The 25213-nt window shown below is 49.3% G+C and carries 24 protein-coding genes and 1 pseudogene; 12 read left to right on the forward strand and 13 right to left on the reverse strand.

All coding sequences use genetic code 11. The features are described from left to right. Window positions 1-53: 53 nt before the first annotated feature. Window positions 54-1082, forward strand: a complete 1029-nt coding sequence (locus BST96_RS20505) for a hypothetical protein (RefSeq protein WP_157117982.1) — start codon at window positions 54-56, stop codon at window positions 1080-1082. Window positions 1083-1200: 118 nt separating this feature from the next. Here BST96_RS20505 and mobA read toward each other — a convergent pair whose 3' ends face one another. Further along, complete coding sequence (mobA, locus tag BST96_RS15315; protein WP_169714018.1) at window positions 1201-1770, reverse strand: molybdenum cofactor guanylyltransferase MobA; 570 nt, start codon at window positions 1768-1770, stop codon at window positions 1201-1203. Between the two features lie 133 nt (window positions 1771-1903). Between mobA and BST96_RS15320 the strand changes: the two genes are divergently transcribed. The 4 genes from BST96_RS15320 (at window position 1904) to BST96_RS15335 (ending at window position 6315) form a co-directional block, all read left to right on the forward strand. After that, window positions 1904-3835 carry an ATP-dependent DNA helicase gene (locus BST96_RS15320; RefSeq protein WP_085759542.1) on the forward strand — a complete coding sequence of 644 codons (1932 nt, stop codon included), beginning with the start codon at window positions 1904-1906 and terminating at the stop codon, window positions 3833-3835. Next, window positions 3832-4527: a tRNA (adenosine(37)-N6)-threonylcarbamoyltransferase complex dimerization subunit type 1 TsaB gene (gene tsaB, locus BST96_RS15325; RefSeq protein WP_085759543.1), complete on the forward strand. Its 696-nt coding sequence runs from the start codon at window positions 3832-3834 to the stop codon at window positions 4525-4527. Before BST96_RS15320 ends, tsaB begins: the two co-directional genes overlap by 4 nt. Before the next feature lie 107 nt (window positions 4528-4634). Beyond that, a complete protein-coding gene (locus BST96_RS15330; RefSeq protein ID WP_085759544.1) occupies window positions 4635-4967 on the forward strand; it encodes a hypothetical protein in 333 nt (110 codons plus the stop codon). Between the two features lie 40 nt (window positions 4968-5007). Beyond that, complete coding sequence (locus BST96_RS15335; protein WP_085759545.1) at window positions 5008-6315, forward strand: M18 family aminopeptidase; 1308 nt, start codon at window positions 5008-5010, stop codon at window positions 6313-6315. 60 nt (window positions 6316-6375) lie between these two features. Here the strand turns inward: BST96_RS15335 and BST96_RS21075 are convergent. Continuing rightward, window positions 6376-6567 (reverse strand): annotated as a pseudogene (locus BST96_RS21075) (cold-shock protein); the annotation flags it as partial. Between the two features lie 507 nt (window positions 6568-7074). Here BST96_RS21075 and BST96_RS15345 point away from each other — a divergent pair. Both BST96_RS15345 and BST96_RS15350 read left to right on the forward strand, forming a co-directional pair. Then, window positions 7075-8055, forward strand: coding sequence for a PP2C family protein-serine/threonine phosphatase (locus BST96_RS15345; RefSeq protein WP_085759547.1), 981 nt, complete (start codon window positions 7075-7077; stop codon window positions 8053-8055). 130 nt (window positions 8056-8185) lie between these two features. Continuing rightward, window positions 8186-10054 carry a methyl-accepting chemotaxis protein gene (locus tag BST96_RS15350; protein WP_085759548.1) on the forward strand — a complete coding sequence of 623 codons (1869 nt, stop codon included), beginning with the start codon at window positions 8186-8188 and terminating at the stop codon, window positions 10052-10054. An 85-nt stretch (window positions 10055-10139) separates the two neighbouring features. On the opposite strand, the gene BST96_RS15355 is transcribed toward BST96_RS15350, so the two are convergent. The 6 genes from BST96_RS15355 to BST96_RS15375 all read right to left on the reverse strand — a co-directional run bounded on the left by BST96_RS15355 (window position 10140) and on the right by BST96_RS15375 (window position 16528). After that, entirely contained in the window at window positions 10140-10349 is a 210-nt protein-coding gene (locus BST96_RS15355) for a cold-shock protein (RefSeq protein ID WP_085759549.1), read from the reverse strand. A gap of 538 nt (window positions 10350-10887) precedes the next feature. Continuing rightward, window positions 10888-13665: a valine--tRNA ligase gene (locus BST96_RS15360; RefSeq protein WP_085759550.1), complete on the reverse strand. Its 2778-nt coding sequence runs from the start codon at window positions 13663-13665 to the stop codon at window positions 10888-10890. Window positions 13666-13946: 281 nt separating this feature from the next. After that, window positions 13947-14081: a hypothetical protein gene (locus BST96_RS21330; protein ID WP_276206919.1), complete on the reverse strand. Its 135-nt coding sequence runs from the start codon at window positions 14079-14081 to the stop codon at window positions 13947-13949. After that, complete coding sequence (locus tag BST96_RS15365; RefSeq protein WP_085759551.1) at window positions 14072-14542, reverse strand: hypothetical protein; 471 nt, start codon at window positions 14540-14542, stop codon at window positions 14072-14074. Before BST96_RS15365 ends, BST96_RS21330 begins: the two co-directional genes overlap by 10 nt. A 55-nt stretch (window positions 14543-14597) precedes the next feature. After that, window positions 14598-15038, reverse strand: coding sequence for a DNA polymerase III subunit chi (locus tag BST96_RS15370; RefSeq protein ID WP_085759552.1), 441 nt, complete (start codon window positions 15036-15038; stop codon window positions 14598-14600). A 5-nt stretch (window positions 15039-15043) separates the two neighbouring features. Then, entirely contained in the window at window positions 15044-16528 is a 1485-nt protein-coding gene (locus tag BST96_RS15375) for a leucyl aminopeptidase (RefSeq protein WP_085759553.1), read from the reverse strand. A gap of 140 nt (window positions 16529-16668) precedes the next feature. On the opposite strand from BST96_RS15375, the gene lptF reads away from it, so the two are divergent. Both lptF and lptG read left to right on the forward strand, forming a co-directional pair. After that, a complete protein-coding gene (lptF, locus tag BST96_RS15380) occupies window positions 16669-17796 on the forward strand; it encodes an LPS export ABC transporter permease LptF (RefSeq protein WP_085759554.1) in 1128 nt (375 codons plus the stop codon). A 3-nt stretch (window positions 17797-17799) separates the two neighbouring features. Beyond that, the gene (gene lptG / locus BST96_RS15385) at window positions 17800-18861 is read left to right on the forward strand and encodes an LPS export ABC transporter permease LptG (protein ID WP_085759555.1); all 1062 of its coding nucleotides are present in this window, start codon (window positions 17800-17802) and stop codon (window positions 18859-18861) included. Between the two features lie 15 nt (window positions 18862-18876). On the opposite strand, the gene BST96_RS15390 is transcribed toward lptG, so the two are convergent. From BST96_RS15390 to BST96_RS15405, 4 genes are all read right to left on the reverse strand, one after another. Beyond that, complete coding sequence (locus tag BST96_RS15390) at window positions 18877-19353, reverse strand: RDD family protein (protein WP_085759556.1); 477 nt, start codon at window positions 19351-19353, stop codon at window positions 18877-18879. 85 nt (window positions 19354-19438) lie between these two features. Continuing rightward, window positions 19439-20005 (reverse strand): hypothetical protein, encoded by a 567-nt coding sequence (locus BST96_RS15395; protein ID WP_085759557.1) that lies wholly within the window; start codon window positions 20003-20005, stop codon window positions 19439-19441. 244 nt (window positions 20006-20249) lie between these two features. Beyond that, window positions 20250-21041: a hypothetical protein gene (locus BST96_RS15400; protein ID WP_085759558.1), complete on the reverse strand. Its 792-nt coding sequence runs from the start codon at window positions 21039-21041 to the stop codon at window positions 20250-20252. Window positions 21042-21173: 132 nt separating this feature from the next. Continuing rightward, on the reverse strand, window positions 21174-21797 hold the full coding sequence (locus BST96_RS15405; protein WP_085759559.1) for an SOUL family heme-binding protein: 624 nt from the start codon (window positions 21795-21797) through the stop codon (window positions 21174-21176). 170 nt (window positions 21798-21967) lie between these two features. Here BST96_RS15405 and BST96_RS15410 point away from each other — a divergent pair, with 170 nt between their 5' ends. The 3 genes from BST96_RS15410 to BST96_RS15420 all read left to right on the forward strand — a co-directional run bounded on the left by BST96_RS15410 (window position 21968) and on the right by BST96_RS15420 (window position 23674). Continuing rightward, complete coding sequence (locus tag BST96_RS15410) at window positions 21968-22288, forward strand: BolA family protein (RefSeq protein ID WP_085760556.1); 321 nt, start codon at window positions 21968-21970, stop codon at window positions 22286-22288. Window positions 22289-22331: 43 nt separating this feature from the next. Beyond that, the gene (locus BST96_RS15415; protein ID WP_085759560.1) at window positions 22332-22748 is read left to right on the forward strand and encodes a GlcG/HbpS family heme-binding protein; all 417 of its coding nucleotides are present in this window, start codon (window positions 22332-22334) and stop codon (window positions 22746-22748) included. Between the two features lie 290 nt (window positions 22749-23038). Then, on the forward strand, window positions 23039-23674 hold the full coding sequence (locus BST96_RS15420) for a VPLPA-CTERM sorting domain-containing protein (protein WP_085759561.1): 636 nt from the start codon (window positions 23039-23041) through the stop codon (window positions 23672-23674). A 30-nt stretch (window positions 23675-23704) separates the two neighbouring features. Here the strand turns inward: BST96_RS15420 and mltF are convergent, their stop codons facing one another. Next, the gene (mltF, locus tag BST96_RS15425; protein ID WP_085759562.1) at window positions 23705-25141 is read right to left on the reverse strand and encodes a membrane-bound lytic murein transglycosylase MltF; all 1437 of its coding nucleotides are present in this window, start codon (window positions 25139-25141) and stop codon (window positions 23705-23707) included. Window positions 25142-25213: the final 72 nt, after the last annotated feature.

Consider the following 25213-nt stretch of genomic DNA (forward strand, 5'->3'; position numbering starts at 1 on the left):
ATCTATTTAAGGAACCGCGGTAGCACTACCTGGCCACTTTGAGGAGAAACCTAATGGCGAAAGCAAAAGCTAAAAAGAAAGCACCAGCTAAGAAGAAGGTGGCCAAGAAGGCACCGGCTAAGAAGGCTGTTGCAGCACCGGCAGTAGCAAAGGCTGAAGCGGCACTAGCCAAGCTTCAGAAATCCATTGCTGCTGAAAAGAAATCACAAGCAGGGCTTAAGAAGAAGTCTGCGGCTGCCAAGAAAAAGGCTGCCAAGTCTAAAAAAGCGGCTGATAAGAATGCTGCCAAGCGTGCTCGTGCAGCGGCTAGCAAGTCCGGCGCTAAAGTAGCAGCTTTACGTGGCAAGGTTTCAGCGGCCAACCTAAGACTGTCTAAAGCTTCAGTTGCAGCCAAGGCCAAAGCGGCTCAGGATGCGGTAAAAGATAAGATTGCGGCCCGTGCTGCGGCTCAAGCGGCTGCTGATGATGCGGCTCTGGCTAAAGCGACTGCTGCATTTGCTGCTAAGTGGAGTGCCAAGCGCGCCGCTGCCAACGCCAAGAAGTTAAAGGCTGCAGAGAAGAAAATGATGGCTAAAGCGAAAGCTGATGCCAAGAAAGCGGCTGCTAAAGTAGCTGCTGCCGAGAAGAAAGCGGCAGCTGCTGCCAAGAAAGCGGCTGCTAAAGCGGCTGCCAAAGCCAAAGCTGCGGAGAAGAAAGCCGCTGCCAAAGCCAAAGCTGCAGAGAAGAAAGCTGCTGCCAAAGCCAAAGCCGCTGCCAAAAAGGCCGCTGCCAAAGCTAAAAAGGCTAGCAAAAAGAAAGCTGCTCCAAAGAAAAAGGCCGCTAAGAAAAAGCCAGCGGCTAAAAAGGCCAAAAAGAAGGTAGCCAAGAAGAAGGCTGCCCCTAAGAAGAAGGCCGCCGCCAAGAAAAAGCCTGCCAAGAAGAAGGTAGCTAAGAAAAAGGTCGTTAAAAAAGCAGCTAAGAAAAAAGCAGCACCCAAGAAGAAGGCCGCGGCCAAGAAAAAGGCAGCACCTAAGAAAAAGGCAGCTCCTAAGAAAAAAGCCGCCAAGAAAAAGCCAGCCAAGCGTAAAGCGAAGAAGAAGTAATCGCTAAGTAGTCACGTTTGGTTCGATTTTTCGAACAAAAAAACCGCCAATGTTAGCCGTTGGCGGTTTTTTTATGCCTGTCGATAAGGACATAGGGAGTAGGGCGGTGGAGAGTGCTTTAATCGAGTAGGTCTTCGCGGCAATTAAAGTTGCTAAAAACTCTGGCCGGGTTAGAAAAAGGCACGGCAATACTCTGGTTTAAGCGATACCAGCCTTTCATACTTCGATCTTCACCCAGTAAGTACTGGTTGATTGAGGGTAACAGGGTCTTTTTTAACAGTACCGGTAAATAATGCTGCCTGCCCTCGCATTCGGGGTAGGCAATATCCGCGGATTGCTGTGCCATTGCCTCCTGCAGGCGTTCTACCAGATTGTCAGGCAGCAATGGGGTATCACAGGGGCTAATCAATACATAGTCATACTGTACCAAGGGTATTGCCGCCGCAATGCCCGCCAGTGGCCCTTGAAAGCCTTCAAGGGAGTCCTTGAATGTGGGGTAACCGAGTTCAGCATAGCGCGCTGTATGTTGATGACAGTTAATCAGTATTTCATCGCTTTGGGGTGCTAATTTTGAAATAACATGGTTGATCAGTGGCATGCCTTGCCATTCCAGCAAGCCCTTGTCATCATAATCAAACCGGCGGCTTTGCCCTCCGGCTAAAATGACCGTGCTAATGCTGGCTTTCACTTGGCTAAGACTCCTTTGAACCGCTACCGTTCGTGTAATCGTAGTGATTATACTCACTGCTTTAAGGTCGAACAGCTTTTTACAGTAAATGTTGCAACAACAGGTTAAAGAAAAACGTTGAAGAAAAAGAATAATGTCCCTTAGCCTGACCCCCAGTGCCGATTTATTATCCAGCGATGGTCTGTTTGAGCAGCAATGGCCAGCTTTTACTCCAAGGCCTGGTCAGCAGCAGATGGCTGGCCTTGTCGATAGTGCCATGGCCAACAAAGACTCCGTAGTTATTGAGGCTGCATCCGGGTCAGGCAAAACCATTGCCTACCTGACACCGATTATTGCCCAGGGCCACAGGGCTATTATTTCCACGGCCAGCCGCTATTTGCAGCAGCAGCTATACCGTCAGGATATCCCGAGGGTGCAAAAGATAATGGGCACCAGCCATAGCGTGGCTTTATTGCAGGGACGCAATCATTATCTATGCCCCTATTATTTAGAAAAAAACCTACAGGCCGATGCTGCTTTAGGCAAACAGCAGCAGGTGGCTTTGGCTCAGCTGGCGCAGCGATATCGACAAACCGGTAGCGGTGATTTAGACACCCTGGCTCCAGATCTGAGTAGTGCTATGCGCCGCTATGTCACCAGCAGCCGCGATGACTGCCTGGCAAAGCAGTGTCCGCATTACGCCCGCTGCCCGCTAATGAGTGTTCGGCAAAAGGCCCAAACAGCGGATATTGTGGTGGTGAATCACAGTGTTTTGTTTACCGATGCCGTGATGCGGCGCGAGCAGTTGGGAGACTTACTGCCGGAGGCTGATATTGTTGTGGTCGATGAGGCTCACCGGGTCGCTGATTTTGCCCAGGGCATCGTAGGTCAGCGTCTATCCAGCCGAAAGCTCAAACAATTTTTAGTGGATGCCAGCAAGGCGGTGCATGACCATGCTCCCGAGCAGCGGCAGTTACTCGCTTTTATTCAACAACTCGAAAGCGCTCTGGTGGCCTTATCAAGCCAGCTGCCCTCAATGGAAAATTACCGGCCTGAACAGCACAGCCAGATTATCGAACAGTTAATAACTGCCTTTGAACGTGTAGGGAAAAATCTATTACCGTTTAAGGATCGTCACCAGCATTTATCAGATGTGTTAGTGAGGTGTCAGCTGTTGCGCGACAAACTGCGAGTCATGTCGTCAACGGAGCAATTATGTTGCGTACACGGCAATCAACACGGGTTTATGTTGCAGACTATTCCGTCCCATCTGGCGATGGCATTAAAGCCCCTGTTTAAAGAAGCCGCGGGTAGCTGGGTTTTTACCTCGGCAACATTATCAGTGGCGGGCAGCGCACAACGTTTTTTGCAATCCCTGGGGCTGGAAGACACTCACTTCCAACAGGTGGATAGCGCGATTGATTATCAGCGACAAGCACGTTTATTTACCCCACAGATAACCGTGACGCCGGACCATGCTGAGTATTGTTTGCAACTGCTTGAACAATTAATGCCGTTGCTGGCAGCCGTCGATGGTCGAGTATTATGTCTGTTTACCAGCTACCGCAATTTAAACGAGGTGGGGCAGGGCTTACGGGGTTTTATTGACCGCCCTTTGTTGATACAACGTTCGGCCAATGATCAGTCGGCGGGGGACAACTACCGCTTGATAGAGCGCTTTAAGGCTGTCCCTAACAGTGTCTTGCTGGGGACTGGCAGTTTTTGGGAGGGCCTGGACTTATCCGGCATACCTCTGGCGGCAGTGGTGATCGATAAACTCCCTTTTGCCCCACCTAGCGACCCCTTTATCGAGTGGCGCACCAATGAATTGGAAAAGCATGGCATTAATAGTTTTGAGCAAGCGATATTACCGGATGCGGTGATTCGACTAAGACAAGGCTGTGGCCGACTATTGCGGCGTATTTCTGACCGAGGGGTTATAATGATTGCCGACCCGAGGCTTCGCAGCAAAGCCTATGGTGACGTCTTTATGCAAAGTTTGCCTGCGATGGAACCGCTAAGTAATCTGGCAGAGCTTAAACCCTTTTTACAACACAGTAATAACAGCACAAGTGAGAGTGAATGAAATTATTAGCCCTGGATTGTTCCACCGAAGCCTGTTCGGTCGCCTTGCTGGATACTAGTGCAGGTATTGAGCTGGTTGAAAAAACGGAACCAGCCGCTCGTCAACATACCCAGCGCCTGCTGCCTCTAGTGGATGACTTATTGACAGAGACTGGTGTGTCATTGGCGCAGTTGGACGCGATTGCTTTTGGCCGTGGCCCTGGTTCCTTTACGGGTTTGAGAATTTGCCTGGGCGCAGTACAAGGTTTGGCCTTTGGCGCTGATGTGCCGGTAGTACCAGTATCGACACTGGCCGCATTGGCGCAAACCGCAGTCAATGCTGGCCATAGCAGCCCAACGATTTTAAGTACGCTGGATGCACGCATGGATGAAATTTACTGGGCACTTTACCGTGTTCAGGAGCAGGGCGTTGAGCTACTGGGCCAAGAGCGTCTAAGCGCACCGGAGCAGCTATTGGATCGCCACTCTGCTGACCTTGGCGCAACCATCGCAGTAGGCAGCGGTTATCACTACCGTGACAGGATTGCCGTCGCGAGCCAATTTAAGCTCTGGGATGGCGCGCTATTGCCCAGTGCGGCGGCCATCGCTCAATTGGCCCAGCGGGACTATCTGCAGGGCAAGACGTGCCAGGCTGATGAGGCCCTGCCTACCTACCTCCGTGATGAGGTGGCCTGGCAAAAGCAACCACTGTAAAAGGCTGCTGGATTAATAGGCAGATTCTCTAAAATGGCTATTCACTAAGCGGCTTTAGCTGCTTATAATGGGCCAGCAACTTACCGGGTGAATACAGAGCATACTCCGTGCAAATATCCAGTCTACCTATCATTTCGCAGCCTCCAGCGCAGACCCAGCGGCCTGATATTACTGAGCGCGTGCAAAAAGATGTGCAGCGTGACCCCACCCGCAACGATGATAACGATTCCCTGGAAGAACTGCGGGCACGCAGTGAAGAAATCCTGCAACAGCGTATAGAATCCAGTGGCGCCAGTAGTGGCGTGCAGGCCCGGCAACAGGCCCAGGAAGATGGCTTACCGCTAAATACGCAGCGAGCCTTGCAGACCTTTGCTGAGAATAGCCCCTCACCCGAGCAGCAACTGGGCATTGAATTGGTGGGTGTTGATACCTTCGCCTAACCGCCCCCCGACTATATCCGCCTCAAAGGAACCCCCATCGATGGATTTGCAGCAGTTTAATACCGATCTATTAACGTTTTTACAATCATCCCCCACACCTTTTCACGCCGTTGAAACCATGACCAAGCACTTGCAGGCGGCAGGCTTTAGCCCATTGCAGGAGGGAGATGATTGGCCGGTACCGCAGGCTGGCAGTGCCTATAAATATTATATTGTGCGCAATGATTCATCCATTGTGGCGGTCAATGGCGGTGGCCAATCACCGGTAAGCAGTGGTTTTAGAATGGTGGGTGCCCATACCGACAGCCCCTGTTTAAAAGTAAAGCCCCAGCCAGAGCTCAATAATAAGGGTTACTTCCAACTAGGAGTTGAAGTTTATGGCGGTGCTTTGCTGAACCCGTGGTTTGATCGTGATCTCTCACTGGCAGGAAGAGTGAGTTACCAGAATGACCAGGGGCAGCTATGTAGTGCCCTGATTGATTTTGAGCGGGCGATTGCCGTTATCCCCAGTTTGGCGATTCATCTGGACCGGGAAGCTAATAGTAAGCGTGCAGTCAATGCGCAAAAAGATATCCCCCCGTTATTAATGCGTAGCGATGAGCCATCGACCGACTTTCGGGAATTATTGCTGGCGCAACTGACGTTGCAGCATCCGGCCGTAAAGGCAACAAAAATACTCGACTACGAATTAAGCTTTTACGATGTGCAGCCACCGGCGGTGATTGGCTTAAAAGACGAATTTATTGCCAGCGCACGGTTGGATAATTTACTGTCCTGCTATATCGGCTTACAGGCCTTGCTGACAGCGGGTGAGCAAAACTGTGTATTAGTCTGCAATGACCATGAAGAAGTCGGTAGCCAGTCATCGGCGGGAGCGCAGGGCCCGATGTTAAAATCGGTGTTGCGTCGCCTATTGGCTTCAGAGTCCGATTTTGTCCGTGCCATGGATAGCTCCGTGATGATTTCAGTGGATAATGCCCATGGTGTACATCCGAATTTTTCTGATAAGCACGATGGTAATCATGGCCCCATACTCAACCAGGGGGCAGTGATTAAAATCAATGCCAATCAACGCTATGCCAGCAATAGCGAGACCTCGTCGCTATTTCGCCACTGGTCCGAAGCGGCAGGTCAACCGGTACAAGCTTTTGTGGTGAGGTCAGATATGGGCTGCGGCAGCACCATTGGCCCGATCACCGCCGGTGAATTAGGTGTAAAAACCGTGGATATTGGGGTGCCGACTTTTGCGATGCATTCGATCAGGGAGTTGGCGGGTAGCCAGGATGCGTATAGTTTGTTTCGCGTGTTAGAGGTATTTAATCAAGCTGGGGATATGACGGTTAGCTAATGTTGCCTTACCCCCGCGGAAGCGGGGGCCAAGCATGCCGCCTTAGCGGCAACAACGTGTTTATAGTGCTTCTACATCTTCAGCCTGTGGACCTTTATCACCGTCAGTGACGGTAAATTCAACTTGCTGGCCTTCACGTAATACTCTGCGGCCTTCGCCACGGATAGAGCGAAAGTGAACAAATATATCTTCACCGTTTGAGCGGGTCACAAAACCATAGCCTTTGCTGACGTTAAACCATTTAACCTCACCCTGTTCACGCCCCTTTGCTGATGGCTTGCTTTTCTTGGCTGCAGGCGCTGATTTTTTGCCTTTGTTTGCAGGGGAAGGGGCAGAGCTTGTCATGGCTGGGCTGGCCAATGCGACGATAACGCAGCCGATAAAAATAATAACGAAAGCTGTAGGGTTAATAACGCCGTTCTCTTGTGAGCCGGTAACGCTAGTCAGTATCGCTGCGGTAGCTGCGGCAACGACGGCACTTAAAATGATTCGATATAGTAGGTTCATTGTTGTCTTCTTTTTGTAAGGTGGAAGAAATCATAAATTAAAGCCAGCTGTTTGCGGTACTGGCCGTCGGCAAGTTTAGCACTAATCGCAGTGATAAGTGGCGATATTCAATCTCTGTTGCTAAGCTGCTTAAGGATTAACGCTGGGTGGAGACCTGGTAAGAATAAAATACCGATGGAGAACCCGCTGGCAACGAGCTTGTAGCGGCGCTTAGATGAATGGATAGCCAGAGACTGGATTGAAATCACAGCTATGATCAATATTATCGGAGCCACGCATCCAGGTCAGCGTGAACACAATGAAGACTGCTTTGCTGTGGATATGCAGCTGGGGCTCGGTCTGGTTGCCGATGGTATGGGCGGTTATGCATGTGGCGAAGTGGCGAGTGAACTGGTTAAAACCACCGTAGAGGCCGCTGCAGCAAATAATGAAGGCCTGCGAGAAGCGCTGGCAAGAGCTCATGCCGTTGTTAAAGCAACAGCAGAGGCGGACCCTGACAAACAGGGTATGGGCTCAACGGCCATCGCCTTTAAATTACAGGGGCTGGATTATGATATCGCCTGGGTTGGCGATAGCCGTGCTTATCTTTGGGATGGCAAGGCGATGCTAAAGCAAATAACCCGTGATCACTCCTATGTAGAAAACCTGTTGGCTTCTGGCACGATCAGCTATGAAGAGGCCATAAATCACCCCAACCGTAATCTGATTACTCAAGCTGTGGGTGTTTCCGGCGAAGATGGTCTTGAGATTGGTGTTGCCAGTGGTCGCCTGGCTCCGGGTCAGCAACTTATGATTTGCAGCGATGGTTTAGTTGATGAAGTGCTGGATTATGATATCGCTAAACTCATGGCTCAGGCGCAAACCCCTGATGAGGCCTTGAATAGCTTAGTTAGAGCCGCCGTGGTTGCCGGTGGGCATGACAATATCACTGTGGTTATTGCCACCGTGCAAGAGGATGCCGATGGCAGTCAGCCAGCTATTGAGCCTGAGGTTATCCGAACCACCAACCTTAACCAGCAGCCAGAGCAACCGACGCAGCCACGTCCGGCTCCCAGTGCTGATATCACCCGTATGGGCGGCTCAGCCCCTCTCTATGATGACACTGATGAGACTCTGAATGCTCAGGGCTTATGGGAATCTGTTGTCGATTTTGTGGTACTTAATATCCCCGCTCTTTCAATCGCGGTTATGCTGATTGTGGCAATGGTAGTGGGTTTATTTTATCTGGCTTAGGAAGCTAAGATAAGTTTTTCCTTTCGCTATTGGGGCTCTGCCTGATCTAAAAGCTTTTATGTGTTTGTTTTAAGTTTTTTGACTACACTGCCGATATGTCCTCTACTGGATTACTCATTTGGGGTTTTTAATGAATTTATTTAACTTGTCGATTAAGCGTCGTCTGTTATTACTGGCTGCTATTGCTGTGGTTGGCTTGATTTTTGTGGGTGTTATGGTTGCAAGTGGCATGGCCAATTTGCAGCACTTACAGAGCAGTGATACCCAGCTGAGTAATATTAACAGCGGCATGTTGACATTGCGCCGGCATGAAAAGGACTTTTTGGCCCGTAAAGATGATAAATATGTGGAGCGTTTTAATAACGCATTAAAGCAAAATCTGGCGGATGTGAAGGCGCTCTCTACCGAGCTGGATATCGCCGGGCTTGACCACACAGACCTTGATAAGATGGGCGGGCACTTAACGGAGTATGGTAGCCGTTTTAATACGGTGGTTGAGTTGCAACGTGAGATTGGCTATGACCCCAAATCCGGTCTCTATGGCGCACTGCGATCGACCGTACATTCAGTCGAAGAAAAACTATCTGATGCTCCCGAATTAAAAGCCTCGATGTTAATGCTACGCCGCCATGAAAAAGATTTTATGTTGCGCCGGGATACCAAATATTTAGCTCGATTTAACAACGAGGTTGAGAATTTTACTGCACTAAGTTCTGCCTTTATGGGTGCCGATGAAAGCGATGCGATTAATCGCTCAATCAATAGCTATGCCAGTCAGTTTAAATCACTGGTGAGTGCAGAGAAAAATATCGGTCTGGGTCCAAACTCCGGAGCACTGGGAGAATTGAGAGCCACCGTGCATGAAGCAGAAAAACTGTTTAAGGGCTTAAAGTCGCAATTAAATACCACGATTGCCGCATCAACCAAAAGCAATCAGCAATTTTTAATTGGCGCTATTGCTATTGTCGGTTTGGTGATTACTGTTTTGGCTCTGTTAGTCGCTTTCTCCATTTTCAAACCGTTGGAAACCTTTACCGAAGAAATCACCAATATTATCACCGATAAAGATTTGTCGGTGCGTCTCACTGTCAGCGGCAATGATGAGATCACTGCGGTGGCTACTGCCTTTAATAGTTTGCTGGAAGCCCTGCATGAAATGATCGGCAAGATAAACGATGCTTCAATGATGGTGGCCAGCTCGGCTGAAGAAATGTCGATGGTAACGCTGGAAGTCAAGCAGTCATCAGATACCCAAACCAGTGAAGTCCAACATGCCGCCGTAGCGGTGAATGAAATGAGTGCCACCGCCCATGAAATTGCCCGCAATGCGTCATCCGCTGCTGACAGTGTTAGCGAAGTCGATGTACAGTTAAAAGAAGGGGTTGAGGTTTCGCAGGAAGCCAGAGAGGAAATTGAACAGTTGACCCATGAAGTGCAAGATGCGGCCAATGCGATTAAAGAGCTGGAGAAAAACAGTGAAAATATTGGTCAGGTGTTAGATGCGATTCAAAATGTGGCCGAGCAAACCAATCTGTTAGCCTTAAATGCTGCCATTGAGGCGGCCCGTGCGGGAGAGCAGGGTAGGGGCTTTGCCGTGGTAGCTGATGAGGTTAGGACTCTGGCACAGCGCACCCAGGAATCGACTGAGACGATTCGTAAAACGATTACTGAGTTCCAGCAAGGCACCAATCAGGTGGTAGCTACGGTTAGTAACTCTAATCAGCGTGCTGAATCAGGTATTGCCAAAGTGACGCGCTCTTCAGAGATATTAACCGATATCTCGACGATGGTTAGCCAGATTAATGATATGAATATTCAAATTGCTGCGGCGGCAGAAGAGCAAGGTGCCACAGCGGAAGAAATAAGTAGCAACGTCACCCGGGTATCTGATTTATCGGAAGGCACTAAGGCTCAAACCGAGCAGACTTCGGAGGCCAGTGCCGAGTTGGCTCAGCTGGGAGCCTCGCTGCGGGATATGGTAAAAGCCTTTAAGTTGTAAAGCCGAAATTGTGATATCAGCGCACTGTATAACGGAAAAAGGCCAACACTAGTTGGCCTTTTTTATAGTCGCTGGCAGACGTTGCTTATACCTTGCACACTTCTTCAGCCTGAAAACCTTTTGGCCCTTCTGATAGAGCAAATTCTACTTGCTGGCCTTCATCCAATGTCTTATAACCTTCGCCAGTAATTGAGCGAAAGTGAACAAAAACATCGTCGCCTTGCTCCTGAGTGATAAACCCAAAGCCTTTAGCGTTGTTAAACCATTTTACCGTCCCGGTTACACGATCTGACATTAAATTAATCCTCTTTGCAGTATTCAATTTTTATTGTTAGTTGCTAATAACAGTACTGCTATTGTTCTGCGACAATATTGCGCCGTACTGATGTTGGGGCAAGCTTTGTAAACGAAAAGCGTGTCCCGAGGGAAAGCAGGCAGTTATACTACCTTCTATAAGCAAACAGGGCGGTTGCTAGCAAGCGAGTACGCTGGCTTAACAAACCCGGTTTGAATATTCTTTGGCTATTGGGTATTAAAAGAAAAACGGCCTTATTGGGGTTTGGGTCGAGTTGTTTTCTTTGTCAGCCATAGCCTGTTGTTATTGTTGTTATTGTTGTTATTGTTGCTACTGTTGACGACTACTGTTTACAACATGACTTAAATCACTTGTGCTAATCAGTCTGGATTTAATTATTGTTATTAGTCTATTAATCAACTGCAAAAAACTTGAGTCAAATAGTACCGCCAGACAATCAGACTTGTCTAGCTATTTGCTGAAAAACTTTCCCGTAAGCCTTGCGAGACAGTTGTCTAGCAAAGCTTGGGAAGAACAATTAAAGCGCATTGATCTGCTCTAACTGCTGTTGTAACTTATCCAGAGATTGCTGCTGGGCCGCTTGTTTTTCTTTCTCTTTATTGACGACATCTGCGGGTGCTTTATCGACAAACTTGGGGTTGCTCAACTTGCCGGTGATGCGGTCCAGATCCTTCTGCAATTTTTCAATCTCTTTGCCGAGACGAGCTGTTTCCGCAGCTTTATCAATCAGCCCGGCCATCGGTACCAAAATTTCCATTTGCTCGACCAGCGATGTAGCGGACATAGGCGCTTGATCACCGTCGGCTAGCCAGGTGATCGTTTCCAATTTGGCCAGAGTCATGAGGAACTGGCGGTTTTCTTCTAATCTTCTCTGGTCTTCATCGTTACCATTGTTGATTAAAATGGGAATGGCTTTGGCGGGGGAGATATTCATCTCACCGCGAATATTACGCACGCCTTCAATCACGCCTTTGACCCATTCAATATCGGCTTCTGCCTGAGGGTCAACATAGTTTTCGTTTAGCTCAGGGTAGGGTTGCAACATCACAGTGGCGTCATCGCCGCTGTTGGTTTTACCTGCCAAGGGTGCAACACGCTGCCAGATTTCTTCAGTGATAAATGGCATAAAAGGGTGCAACAGGCGCAGCGTGGTTTCTAATACTCTGATTAATGTGCGGCGTGTGCCTTTTTTCAGTGCCGCAGAGGCATTGTCGTCCCATAGCACGGGTTTAGACAGCTCAAGGTACCAATCACAGTACTCGTTCCAGATAAACTCGTAGAGCGCCTGTGAGGCCAAATCAAAGCGGTATTGTGCAATCGCTTCCGCTACTTCCTGCTCGGTACGTTGTAAGCGGGAAATAATCCAGCGATCAGCCAGTGTGACTTCGTGATCGCTGCTGCCATCCTGACCACAATCCTGATCTTCAGTATTCATCAGCACATAGCGGGCGGCGTTCCAGATTTTATTACAAAAGTTGCGGTAGCCTTCAATACGGCCCATATCAAACTTAATATCGCGGCCGGTAGAAGCCAACGAGTAGTAGGTAAAACGCAGGGCATCGGTACCATAAGCGGCAATACCTTCAGGAAACTGCTTGCGCGTTGATTTTTCAACTTTTTTGGCCAGTTGCGGTTGCATCATGCCGCTGGTGCGTTTGCTAACCAGTTGTTCAAGGTCGATACCATCAATCAGATCGATGGGGTCTAACACGTTACCTTTGGACTTGGACATTTTCTGCCCTTCGGCATCCCTGACCAAACCGTGAACATAAACCTGCTTAAAGGGCACTTCTTCTTTAAAGTGCAGTGTCATCATAATCATTCTGGCGACCCAGAAGAAAATAATATCAAAGCCGGTCACTAACACATTGGTTGGGTGGAAAGTGGCGAGTTCTTTGGTGTCTTCTGGCCAGCCCAGAGTGGAGAATGTCCACAGTGCGGAAGAAAACCAGGTATCCAGTACATCATCATCCTGACGCAGAGTTTGATCGCCCAGGCCATGTTTGGCCCGCACTTCTGCTTCATTGCGGCCCACATAGACTTTACCGTCTTCGTCATACCAGGCTGGGATACGGTGGCCCCACCACAGTTGCCGTGAAATACACCAATCCTGAATATCCCGCATCCAGGAGAAGTAGATATTTTCATACTGCTTGGGCACAAATTCGATATCGCCATTTTCAACTGCGGCAATGGCTGGTTTAGCCAGTGTCTTGGCATCGACATACCATTGATCTGTCAGATAAGGCTCGATAACAACACCCGAGCGATCACCGCGGGGTACTTTGAGTTTATGGTCATCAATTTTGTCCAGCAGCCCCTGAGCGTCTAAATCCGCTACCACTTGTTTGCGGCAATCAAAACGGTCCATGCCCTGATAGGCTTCGGGAACGTTTTTATTCATGGCGGCATTGTCGGTCAGGACGTTAATCATCGGCAGGTTGTGGCGCTTACCCATTTCGTAGTCATTGAAGTCATGGGCGGGGGTGATTTTGACGCAGCCGGTGCCAAATTCCATATCGACATAGTCATCGGCGATAATGGGAATTTCACGGTCTGTTAAGGGCAGTTTGATCATTTTGCCGATCAGGCCCTGATAACGCTCATCATTGGGGTTAACCGCTACAGCGGAGTCGCCCAACATGGTTTCGGGGCGTGTGGTTGCGACGGTTAATTGGCCAGAGCCGTCAGCTAGTGGGTAATGCAGGTGCCAGAGGAAGCCATTCTCTTCTTCGGAGATGACTTCAAGATCTGAGACGGCGGTATGCAGTACCGGGTCCCAGTTAACCAGCCGGGTGCCACGGTAAATCAGGTCTTCTTCATAGAGGCGCACAAACACTTCCTGTACGGCGTTAGACAGGCCTTCGTCCATGGTGAAGCGTTCCCGTGACCAATCCGCTGAGGCGGCCATACGGCGCAGCTGCTGGGTGATATTGCCGCCGCTTTCTTCCTTCCACTCCCAAACTTTCTCAATAAACTTATCCCGGCCCAGTTCTTTGCGTTTGATGCCCTGTGCTTCCAGTTGGCGTTCTACCACCATTTGGGTGGCAATACCGGCATGGTCGGTGCCTACCTGCCAGAGGGTGTTGTTGCCTTTCATCCGGTTGTAACGGATTAACACATCCATAATGGTTTCTTGAAAACCATGCCCCATATGCAGGCTGCCGGTGACATTCGGCGGCGGGATCATAATGCAGTAGGGCTCACCTTCACCGCTGGGGGCAAAATAGCCTTTTTGTTCCCAGTTTTGGTACCACTTGGTTTCGATATCAGAGGGTTGGAATGTTTTATCCATCAGTGTCGGGCTTCTTCGTATAAAAAGGGGACGCTAGTATAAAGAGTTATCGCTAGTCAGAAAACCGCCAGAGGGTGGGAATACGCACTAAAGGGGGAATTAAGGTGGATATGGGGTGGAAGAAGTGGCTGAGTATTGGTGGCAGGATACGCTCAAGCCGCCACTCTTCAAGTTCTCGTCATCGTAGGGTGGATTACAATCCACCAAACCCAGCCATGGGCTGCTATAAACGGTGGATTATAATCCACCCTACGGGCTGTAATTGTTACTGGGTTCTGTACTTATTCACTCAGATGCTTCTGTGCGAGGCTTTTAATAACGGCGGGGGAGCATTGTGACAAACGCTGGCGTAATTCATCCTCAATCGCGGGGATAAATTCATCAACGATCTCCTGTATCAGAAGATCTATATCCACCTCGTTAGAGGCTTCCTCAGTGTGAGCCGGTGCCGGGCCATTTCAAACTCGGCAAACATTTCTTCCTGTTCTTCCTCGTAGTCGGGGTCTTCAGGGTTTAGCGGCTCAGTGGTTGGTGCAGTGTTTTCTGTGTCATCGACAGTGCTGGTTTCCAATTTAAAGTCGGGGATGGTGATATTTGGGTTGAGTTGGTCCAGGTTTAAACTGCCGGCCAGGGTGGCCTCCTGGTTATGCTCAAGTCCGTCATCAAAGATACGGTCGATATCCAGCAGGCCGGTGTCTGCGTCTGTTTGGCTGGCCTCAGTGTGCAGTTGGCTGTCGTCATTCACCACATCATCAAGGATGGGGATATCAATATCCAGATCGTCATCCAGCAAGCCTTTAATCGATTCCAGCTCGTCGAGTAAATCGCCTTTTGAGGTTTTTGCAGAGGATGACTGTGGGTCTTTGTTACTACTCATGTTGCGGTCCGGTACTGATGGCTACTGTTGATGGTCATGGATTAATAAGCATAGATTATTGTCGCATATCGTGGTTTTCCAAAGGGTAACCCCGATCCCGGTAGAAACGGTAATGGCTGCGGGTGGCCTCGGTAACGGCGGGGGATTGCACCACAATTTCCGAGACCGTCTCAAAGCGACTAAAAAAATCAGGCACGGTCTGGGATAGATTGATCAGCAAGCCATTTAATTGCGCAGAAGAGCCCTGGCCCTGTTGATAACCGATATTGACCACCGGGTGAGCGCTGGCCTGTTCGGCTTCAAGTTGGTGTGGCATAAAACTGCTATTGCGCCAGGACCACATTAATTGATCGATAGCCTCAGCCTCGGCCTTGTCGCTGCTATGGATATAAATGGAGTGGCCCATCTTAAAGGCTTTTTCAGCCAGGCGGCAGGCAAACAGCTGTCGCTGTTCGCTACTGTCTCCGGGCAAGATATAAAACTTGACCTTGGTCATCCGCCTTACTTACCGCTTTTGTTGATCAAATATTGAGTTAACAGGCCAACCGGGCGACCGGTAGCGCCTTTGTTACCGCCAGAGTTCCAGGCTGTGCCTGCAATATCCATATGCGCCCAGCGCATATTTTTTGCAAAGCGGGACAGGAAGCAAGCGGCAGTGATGCTGCCACCACCGGGACCGCCAATATTAGCAATATCGGCAAAATTACTGTTGAGTTGGGATTGGTATTCATCCCACAGCGGCATATGCCAGGCTTTGTCACCAATATGCTTACCGGCGTCCAGTAGCTCTTCAGCAAAATCATCTTCGTTGCTGTAAAGCCCTGAAGCATGTTTACCCAGTGCAACCACGCAGGCACCGGTCAGGGTAGCAATATCAATTACCGATTGCGGTTTAAATTTTTCCACATAGGTGAGGGCGTCACAAAGCACCAGTCGGCCTTCGGCATCGGTATTTAATACTTCGATGGTCTGGCCAGACATGCTGGTGACCACATCACCGGGCTTGGTGGCATTGCCGTTGGGCAGATTTTCCGCAGCGGCGATAACCGCGACGACATTGATGGGCAGTTTCAGCGCGGTGATGGCGGTCATGGTGCCCATCACACTGGCTGCACCGCACATATCGTATTTCATTTCGTCCATGGCCGCGCCAGGCTTAAGGCTGATACCGCCGCTATCAAAGGTGATGCCTTTGCCAACCAGTGCATGGGGCTTTTGGCTTTTGGCGGCGCCTTTATATTCCATCACAATCAGCTTGGCGGGTTGGTCGGTACCGGCGGTGACCGATAACAAAGAGCCCATGCCAAGCTCACGCATTTTCTTTTCTTCTACCACGGTTACGGAAAGGTTCTTATGCTTTCTGCCCAAGGCCTTGGCCTGCTTGGCTAAGTAGCTGGGTGTACAAATATTACCCGGTAGATTACCCAGTTCTTTGGCGACATTCATCCCCAGGGCAATCGCTTTACCCTGGGCGGCTGAGGCTTTGCTCTGCTTATCGGTTTTGCTGGAGAGCGTCACTCGTTTCAGGGTGGCTGCGGGCTTTGGCTTGCTCAGGGTTTCGCTGTAGCGGTAGTTGGCGCTGCCACCGGCTATAGCTACCTGGCCTGCCATCCATGCCGCATCACGGCCCTGCACAGAAATCTCGTCCAACAGCAGGCAGCTGTCTTTCAGCTTGTTGCTGCTAGCGCCCTTAAGTCCGGCGCTAATGAGTTTGCGGAAATCCGCTTCGGCCAGTTGTTTGCCGGTGCCGCAACCGAGTAAGAGTACGCGGTCTGCCTTGACCCCGGAGATAGCTGGCAATAACAGTGTTTCACCGGCTTTACCGGAGATATCGCCCCGTTTAACCATGGCCTGAATAACGCCACCACTGGCTTTGTTTAAACGTTTGGCCGCTTTGGATAATTTTCCATCAGCAAAGACAGGGGTAATGATGCATTGACTGCGCAGTGCTTCGGGCTCGGTAACAGCTTTGACGATGACATCCATAGGGCTTCCTTTGATACTTGATTGGCTTAAATAAAAAGTTTAATAGATAATGCTTTCGCACTCCTGATGGCGCCATAGTGTACTGGCTCGCCGTTGAGGTTAAAAGGCTCCAAAAAAATAATTCAGGGACTTATTTATCCATGATTCTTTTCCGCTATCTAGCGAGAGAAATCTTTATCACCATGGTTGCTGTGACAGCTACCTTATTGGTGATTGTTATGAGCGGACGTTTTGTTAAATATCTGGCTCAAGCAGCCTCCGGGGATTTGGCCCCGGATGTGGTGTTTAGCATTATGGCTTACCGTCTGCCCAGCTTTCTGGAGCTGGTATTACCTTTGGGCTTGTTTATCGCCATCTTACTGGCCTATGGCCGGCTCTATGTTGAAAGCGAAATGACGGTGATGTCGGCCTGTGGTTTATCTACCCGTCGTCTTGCGCTTTATACTCTGGTGCCTTCCGCCTTTGTTGCACTGTTAGTTGCCTGGCTTAGCCTATCAGTTAGCCCTGCGGGTATCGCCAAGGTGCAGGAGATTTTTGAAGATGCTAAAAACTCCAGCGGTTTAGAATTATTAGTGGCCGGCAGGTTCAGGCTGGATGAAAAATCAGGGCGAGTGACTTATATCGAACGTATGGATGACGGCAGGCAGGTGATGGAAGAGGTGTTTTCCGCTGAGCAATCACGCGCCCGCGAAGGGGGTAAAAAACTCTCGGTGGTACTGGCCGAACGCGGCACCATACAAAATGTTGAGCAACATAATGCGCGCTACCTGGTGTTGGAAAATGGCTTTCAATATACCGGCAAGCCCGGCAGTCAGGAGTTCAGAGTGACCGCCTTTGAACAGTTTGGCCAGTTAGTTAAAGAGCCTGAACTGCAGCGCAACAGTTATAAAAAAGCCGATGCCCGCAGTACCGAGCAACTGATGGCCTCGGATGATTTGGAAGACAAGGCCACGCTGCAATGGCGCATCTCCTTGGGTATTTTGGTGCCGATTATTGCACTGATCGCACAGGCCTTAAGTAAAACCAGTCATCGTCGTGGCCGCTATGTAAAAATGTTACCGGCTTTTCTGATTTATATTGTTTATGTGGTGTCATTAAATGCGGCGAGGGATGGTATTGAGAAAGAAAAAATTCCTTTAGAGCTTGGCATGTGGTGGGTGCATGGTATCTTTTTACTGATTGCCCTGGGTTTGCTGTTTGGTGCTGATGGTTGGCGGCGGTTGCGAGCATCAGCCGCCAAACCCGTTGATACAGTCGCGGGGCAATAATTGATGACTAAGTTAAGCCGTTATATTTCGTCAGTGATTGCCGCCAGTATCTTGCTGGTGTTGATGGTGTTATTAGGTTTTTATGTGATCGCCGCTATCATTGATGAAACCGGCGACTTGCAGCAGCAGTATGACTTTGCAGCAGCACTTTGGTTTGTTATTTATTCAGTGCCAGGTTTTATCTTTGAATTACTGCCCTTTGCCACCCTGGTTGGCTGTCTGGCCGGTTTGGGGGCGCTGGCCAATAACAGTGAACTGGTCGTGATGCGCAGTGCGGGTGTCTCGACCGGGCGGGTGGTGTGGATGGTGATGCGCCCCGCGCTGATGATTATGGTGGTGGGTATGCTAATCAGTGAGTATGTGGCTCCCTATAGCGAAAGTATTGCACAGAGTGAGCGCGCTATTGCGCTGCGTAAATCTGAAAATGTGGTCAGCCGTCAGGGCCTTTGGCACCGTGAAGGCAATCAATTTATGCATTTTAGTGTGGTGCAGCCCAACGGTATTTTGTACGGCGTTACCATCTATAGTTTTGACGATAAACGTCGTCTGCTAAATACCCTTTATGCCGAACGAGCGATTTATCAGCGTGATCATTGGCTGCTGGAAGATGTGTTGGAAAGCCGTCTGCAGGAGGACCGTATCGACAGCGGTGCGATTGCCTCAAAAGAATGGCGTACCGATCTCTCCCCTAAATTACTGAATTTGTTGATTCTGGATCCCGCCCATTTATCGATTTCCGGTTTGTGGCAGTACTCAAATTATTTGGCGGGGCAGGGCTTAAATAATGGCCCTTATCGATTGGCGTTTTGGAAAAAGGTATTGCAGCCCTTGTCAGCTGTCACTCTGGTATTGATTGCTATTTCTTTTGTGTTTGGCCCATTGCGAGAAGTGACAATGGGTTTTCGGATTTTTATTGGCGTACTGGTAGGTATCGTGTTTAAAACTGCCCAGGATATGTTGGCACCGGCCAGTATGGTCTATGGTTTTCAGCCGATCTACGCTTCTTTAGTTCCCATTATGATTTGCCTGGTGATCGGCTTTTGGTTTTTACGCAAGGCTCGCTGATTAGCCGCTTACGGGCTATTTCTGTTTCGGGCGAACCACAATGCGCGACTGCGACCAGTGATCATGCCAGGCCAAATTATCTTTATCGAACCATATCCACCAGTAACCCGCTCCCAGACAAGCAGCAGAGATAAAGGCCCCCGCAATTCGCTGTAGGCATTGTTTGAGTGAAATACGTTGCCCCTGCTTATCTACCACATGTAAACGCCAGGCCTGCATACCCAGAGTCTGGCCATTCTTTCTCCAGAACCAGCAGAAAAAGCTGATATAAACCAGCAGCAAATAGAGCTGGAAGGGCCAGCCATCAACCAGCGTGGGTAATTCATGGACTACCTGTTCGTTATTTTTATCCAGCGCTTGATCGCTTTGAAAAAACAGGGTAGGGATAGTTGCCGTAAATAACAGGCCAAAGATTAATAGCGAGTCGTAAACCATAGCGGCCAGTCGTTTGATAACGCCAGCGGTGGGTAATTCAGTTTGGGGATCAGACATAACAGGGCAGGGCAATGAATTTTGGCGCTATTCTAGCAGAACCCCTGCTGAGTACAATTGCGGTTAGGGGCCAGCCAACAGGCTGCTAAAATTCGTACTCTACCTTGAGCTTCACTTTGTCACTTGAAAGCCGTAGTCGGTAATCAACGTCGGCGGCCTTGCTTTTAAAATCGGAATCATCGTGGTTATTGGTATTAATCGTGCCACTGCCGGAGTAGCTTTTATACAAGGATTTAATCCCCATACGCAGTAATTTACCGGCGGCAGCCCCGCCCTCTCGACGAGAGTAGCCCTGCTGATGTTGTTGCAGCCACAGATAATTAAAGGCCAGGTCATCTTCCTGATCATGGGTGTCTACCAGTGGTTCAAGTAAAACCCGTTTGGGCATAACCTGTTCTAACAAACTCTTGCTGCCGTTGTTGGCTCTATTGGACGAGGTCTGGCGAAATTGTTGGTAAAATGCGGTGGATGTCGCTTGATCAGGGGCAAGATAAAGCCCCTCGGCCACGGCGGTGGCGCTAGTGCTGATGGCAGCCAAAGCCAGAGTGATAACAAATCCGATGGACAGTTTAGGTACAGAGTTAGCTCTGAGCACCAAGGTGCTCAATAGACGATAAACCGTGATAAAAAGCCGCCGACCCATTGGCTCCATTACTTCTCCTTAATGATTAGTCTGGCCTATAAACTTAGACAAAATACCCGACTAATCATAGCTATTTCATTATTCTTATTCGCTATATTCAAGGGTTGAAGTATGCCCTTGTGAAACATGGCGAAAGCCTGCATATTCTGGTGCGTTTACAGGTAAGCCTACACTCACTTGGCGCAATGGCCAATAAGACTTAAGTAGTATTTATGCACGACAGGTCGTAATAGGGGCAGAAAATAGCTTTGGGTTATTTATCGCCAGCGACCGACATATGGTCCGTATTTGGTGCGGGAGGTGGGGGTGGCTTGACCTGGCCTTCGAGCAGATCGGCACCGGCCTCGGCGATGCTAATACCGCTGATATCAGGGTCTAACGGAGGCCGTTGATCTTGCAGTTGTTCCAGCTCGGTGCCAGCAGGGGCCAGGCTGATGTTATCCAGATTAAGGGGAAGAGGGGGTGGGGCTTCAGGTTTTTCAGTCAACAGGTCTTCGCCGACGGCTGCCGCTGAAAGATGGCGAGTATCCGGTGCCGGGGGCACGGCTTTTACTTCCGGCTCTGGCTCCATAAAGGCCGATACCATTTTAATATTACTGGTATCGACGGCTACCTCTGGGCTCTGCTGTCGCTCATTGTCCTTGAGTAAATCACTGCCCGCAGGCGCCAACGACCAATCATCCTCAGCCTTCTGTGCAGGGGCTGCGGCTGTTTCTGCTTGTTGTGAGGGGTGTTGTGGGGCCTGTTGTGGGGGTTGATATTGGCTTTGTTCAGGGGCTTGAGGCTTAGCTGCCGGAGCCTCGCTAGCGGCCTGATGCGCTTTAAAAGCAACCAGCAAACCCGCCTTGTGCAGTGCTGCCTTATATTTTAGGGCCTGGGCTTTATCCACGCCGCGTTTTAAGGCCTGGGGTTTACCATTAAAGATTTTTTCAACATTGTCTGCTGACGTTTTAAACAAGGTCGCCAGATTGCTTTTAGCGCTATCGGTATCGGTGCCTTCCACCAGTTGCCCGGTGAATATAATATCGAAAAGGGGTTGATCCATGGTTCGGCTCTTTATCACTCTGTGACCAGTTTATACTGATATTGAGTATAGAAGAGATTTTATACAATACGGCTATTAAGGGGCTAATCAGGGCCTGAATAGAGCTGTTAGCCGCTAAAAGTCACTACCAGGTCACATTGCTGCGGCGGTTTCCTGGCGAGCGTCTGTGCTGGCAGGGGCCCAATGTGCTTCGCCACTTAACTGTAACTGGATTTCATTGGTTCGTCTGGCTGCAGGTGTCCAGGGGTCATTATATTGGTTGATGATGGGCTCACCCTCGGTCTCTATCCCTTGCTCTTGCAAATAGTCTTGTAGCGCTTGCCGGTTTTTGTTCACGGAGCTGCGGTTGACCCAGCCGGGGAAAACAATCACGGCCATTGTTCTGGCAGGGACTTCAATAAATTGAATATTATCCGATTCCGGTTCAGGCAGGTCAGTGAGCTGGTATTGGCTGGGCATCATAAAGGCTGTCTGCCAGCCTTCATCGGTGGCCTGGTTGGCGACGGGGGCGGTCATGGCAATCTTTTGATTACTTTCATTGCCGCCAAAAATATAGCCGGCCAACTGTTGGAAACCACCGCCACGGCTAGAGTAAGTCACCGCCATAATCATCGGTTGGTAGCGGCGGATTTCAATATTGCCGTTTTTTTCCAGAGTCTGATACTTGGGTTGCTCAGTATTGCTGGCCATCGTTGTAGCTCCCGCTAAAAGAAAGACAAAAAAGAAAGACAGTGTTAACAAAGGTGAGTTCTTCATGGCTAAAACCCAGTGGCAATCGTGATTAGTGTATATACGGGCGAAGTTGATAAGCCGCTCACTTTTTAATCATTTTTTGTGGCGATATGTACATGGATTTAAGGCTATTAAATCCACGGGATCGAATTTATACTGTCGCCGCTATCGTAAACGGGCCTGGCTGGAGTGATATGAGTATTCAATCGGATATTGAAGAGAAACTATTGGCGCAATTGTCAGTTGAGCATCTTGAGGTGGTCAACGAAAGTCATATGCACAATGTGCCCGCAAATTCAGAAACGCATTTTAAAGTGACCGCCATCTCGAATGATTTTAACGGTAAGCGCAGCGTGGCTCGGCATCAAATGATTTACAAAGTGGTGGCTGAAGAGTTGGCCGGCCCTGTTCATGCTTTAGCGCTGCATACTTATACCCCGGACGAGTGGCAGCAGCGTGAGGCTTTAGCGCCAGAGTCACCTGATTGCCTGGGTGGTAGTAAAGCGGACCGCTAAGGGCTCCGCCGTGATATTAATAATAATGAGAGGTTAAGCCTGTATGTCGGCAATATTTCAAAGCAAACAAATTTCTTATAGCGCAGCCGCCACCATGGTAGCTGCTGCCATCAAACAAGCTGAAGCGGCGGGTATCAATGCCGTGGTCTCTGTACTTGATCGTCAGGGTTCACTGAAAGCCTATGGTTGTATGGATGGTGCGGTGCATGTGGCTATGGGAGCCAGTCAGGCCAAGGCTTATACGGCACTTATGGGACTGGGTAGTGGCGAGTTGGCGGAAGCAATGAAAGACCAGGCGCCGCAAATGACCAGTCTAATCAGTTTTGATCGAGTGGTGATGCTGGGCGGTGGTCTGCCGATTATTATTGATGGCGAAGTAGTGGGTGCCATTGGTGTGGGTGGCGGTTCTCAAGAACAGGATATTGCTTGCTCTCAGGCGGGTTTAGATACACTCAACTAGCCTCTGGCAGGATTCCCTTAGATTTATTATTTTGCATCGATTGATGATTCTGCTTCTTTGGTCATAAATCATACTTTGTAACTGCAAAAGTGTGAATAGTTGGCATTGTTAAGTGATTGATCTAAAAGCAGATAAATCATTATAATTGCGCCGGCTATTTTCAGCGTCGCTTTTTTGTCACAGCTCTCGCTGTTTATTCTTCTGATTAAATATCCGTCAATACTTTATGGCTGACATGTTATCTGGCCAGCGTATTATTGATAGTGACTTTTTGTATGACAGGTATGTTGATGACTACTTTTACTTTGAACTTATCCGCTCTTAGGCCCCTGTTGGCTGCCCCACGTTTTTTGCTACTGGTGTTAATTCTGCTGCCGTCGCTGGCGAATGCGGTGGTGGTGAAAGGCAGTAACACCCTGACCATCGATGATGCACTTGAAGATTTTTTGTTAGCCAAACGTGATAGCTCTGTGGATATTATCTCAGGCGGTGTATTGCAGCAGGCTATTGTTCGCCATAATGCTACGCTGACGGTTGACGGTGGCTCAGTGGATAAAATTGTGGTTTCTGGCGCCGGTCAATTAAATGTTATCACCGGCTCCTTTACTAGAATCGTTGCTAAAAAAGACAGCCGTGTCAGTTTGAGTAATGTGGCAAACCTTGACCGTTTGGTACTACGAGGCAATGCCGCTATCGAGATAATGGCTTCTGAGCTTGAGTTTGACGGTCGGTTTTTAACCGGTGTTTGGGAAAACGGTACCGGGTTTTCTATTCGTACGATCAATAGAACTGGTGTTGAGACTAACGGCCTTCCCGGTTTCGCTTTTTCACCAGTACCACCGACAGCTGTCCCTGTACCGGCTACTGCCTGGTTATTCTTATCAGCTCTTACCGGTTTGGGTTTGATAGGTAGAAGACGTCACTAAGCGCCTTCCCTGCGTTGTTGCATTTTTTTCCTATAACGTCTTAATATTTGTCCTTAAGGACTCCGGTAAATACTGCTCCACTTGTTGGGGCGGTGGCGTCCGGTTCTTCGATACATCCGTCCAATTTAATACATTATAAAAATGGCGGATATTCTGCACATAGGTGACCGGTTCATTACCCCGTGCATAGCCATGTTTGGTTCCCTTATACCATCGACGCTTGCTAAGCAGCGGTAAGCTATCTTTTACATCGGCCCATTTACTCGGGTTGCCGCCGCGGCGTTCGGTAATTTTTCTGGCGTCTTCTAAATGTCCTGTTCCAACATTGTAGGCCGCCAGTGCAAACCAGGTGCGGTCAGGTTCTTTAACCCGCTCCGGCAGCCGTTGCAAAATTTTATTAAAGTATCGGGCACCGCCGCGCAGGCTTTGCTCCGCATCCAGACGGTTTTTAATATTCATTTCTTTTGCGGTGGGTAGGGTTAGCATCATCATACCGCGGACCCCGGTAGGGGACCTGGCTCTGGGGTTCCAGTGCGACTCCTGATAGCTGATAGAGGCTAGTAAACGCCAATCAATACCATATTCCTCCGCTATTTCTTCAATCAGTTCCTTATACTTTGGCAGGCGCTGTTCAACGGCCTGATTAAAGGTTAGTGAGCCAACCCGGTTGACCTGTTCGCTGTGGCTATAAAAACGTTCTTCCAGTTGCCGCAAGGTGCCATTGTCTTTGATGACTTTAAAAAAGGCCTGCAGTTCATCGGTAAGCCCCGGCGTCATAATCTGGCCCGGTAAAGCCCAGGCGAGTTCGCCAGGTTGGCCAATTTCAAAAGCAATATTCAGACGCGGATAAAAACCGCGATTGGCGATATATTCATTGGAGTCGAGAATGGTGTAGTCGATTTCGCCCGAGGTGAGCATATCTAACAAATCTACCGTTTCAACATCAGTGGCGGTGCGCCATTGCAGCTTGGGGTAGTCTGGCTTTAGCCGCGTCAGGATTTCACTATGGCTGCTTTCTGCCATCACGGTGATTTTACGGTTGCTAAGATCCTCCGGGCTTCTCGGTCTGTTAGTACCTGAGCGGTACAGCACATATTGTTTAATTTCCATATAACTCGGGGAGAAATTTAGCCGCTTTTGCCGCTCTTCGGTAATCGTCAGGCCGGCTGCGGCAAGATGCACATTGTTTTCTTCCAATGACTCAAAAATTTCTTCCAGGCTGTGTAAGACCGTGACCTCCAGTTCAACCTCCAGATAATCGGCAAACAGGCGCGCCAATTCATATTCAAAGCCGGTTGGCCCGGTGCGGTCTTCAAAGTAGGTGGTTGGGCCATTTCTCGAAACAATGCGCAGGGTGCCTTGCTCTTTAATGGATTTGGGCTGGTCTTTTTCTGCACAGGCGCTGAGTAGCCAGAGTGAGCTGAGCAGAAGCAGGGCGCTGAATAATAAGGGGGTTTTACGTGACATAGGCTAAGTGTATAGGCAGATAGTGCCGCCGTCTTGGCAATAGTTAGTATAAAGGGTGAAATTATCGTCTGG

Source organism: Oceanicoccus sagamiensis, assembly GCF_002117105.1.
GTDB lineage: Bacteria > Pseudomonadota > Gammaproteobacteria > Pseudomonadales > Dasaniaceae > Oceanicoccus > Oceanicoccus sagamiensis.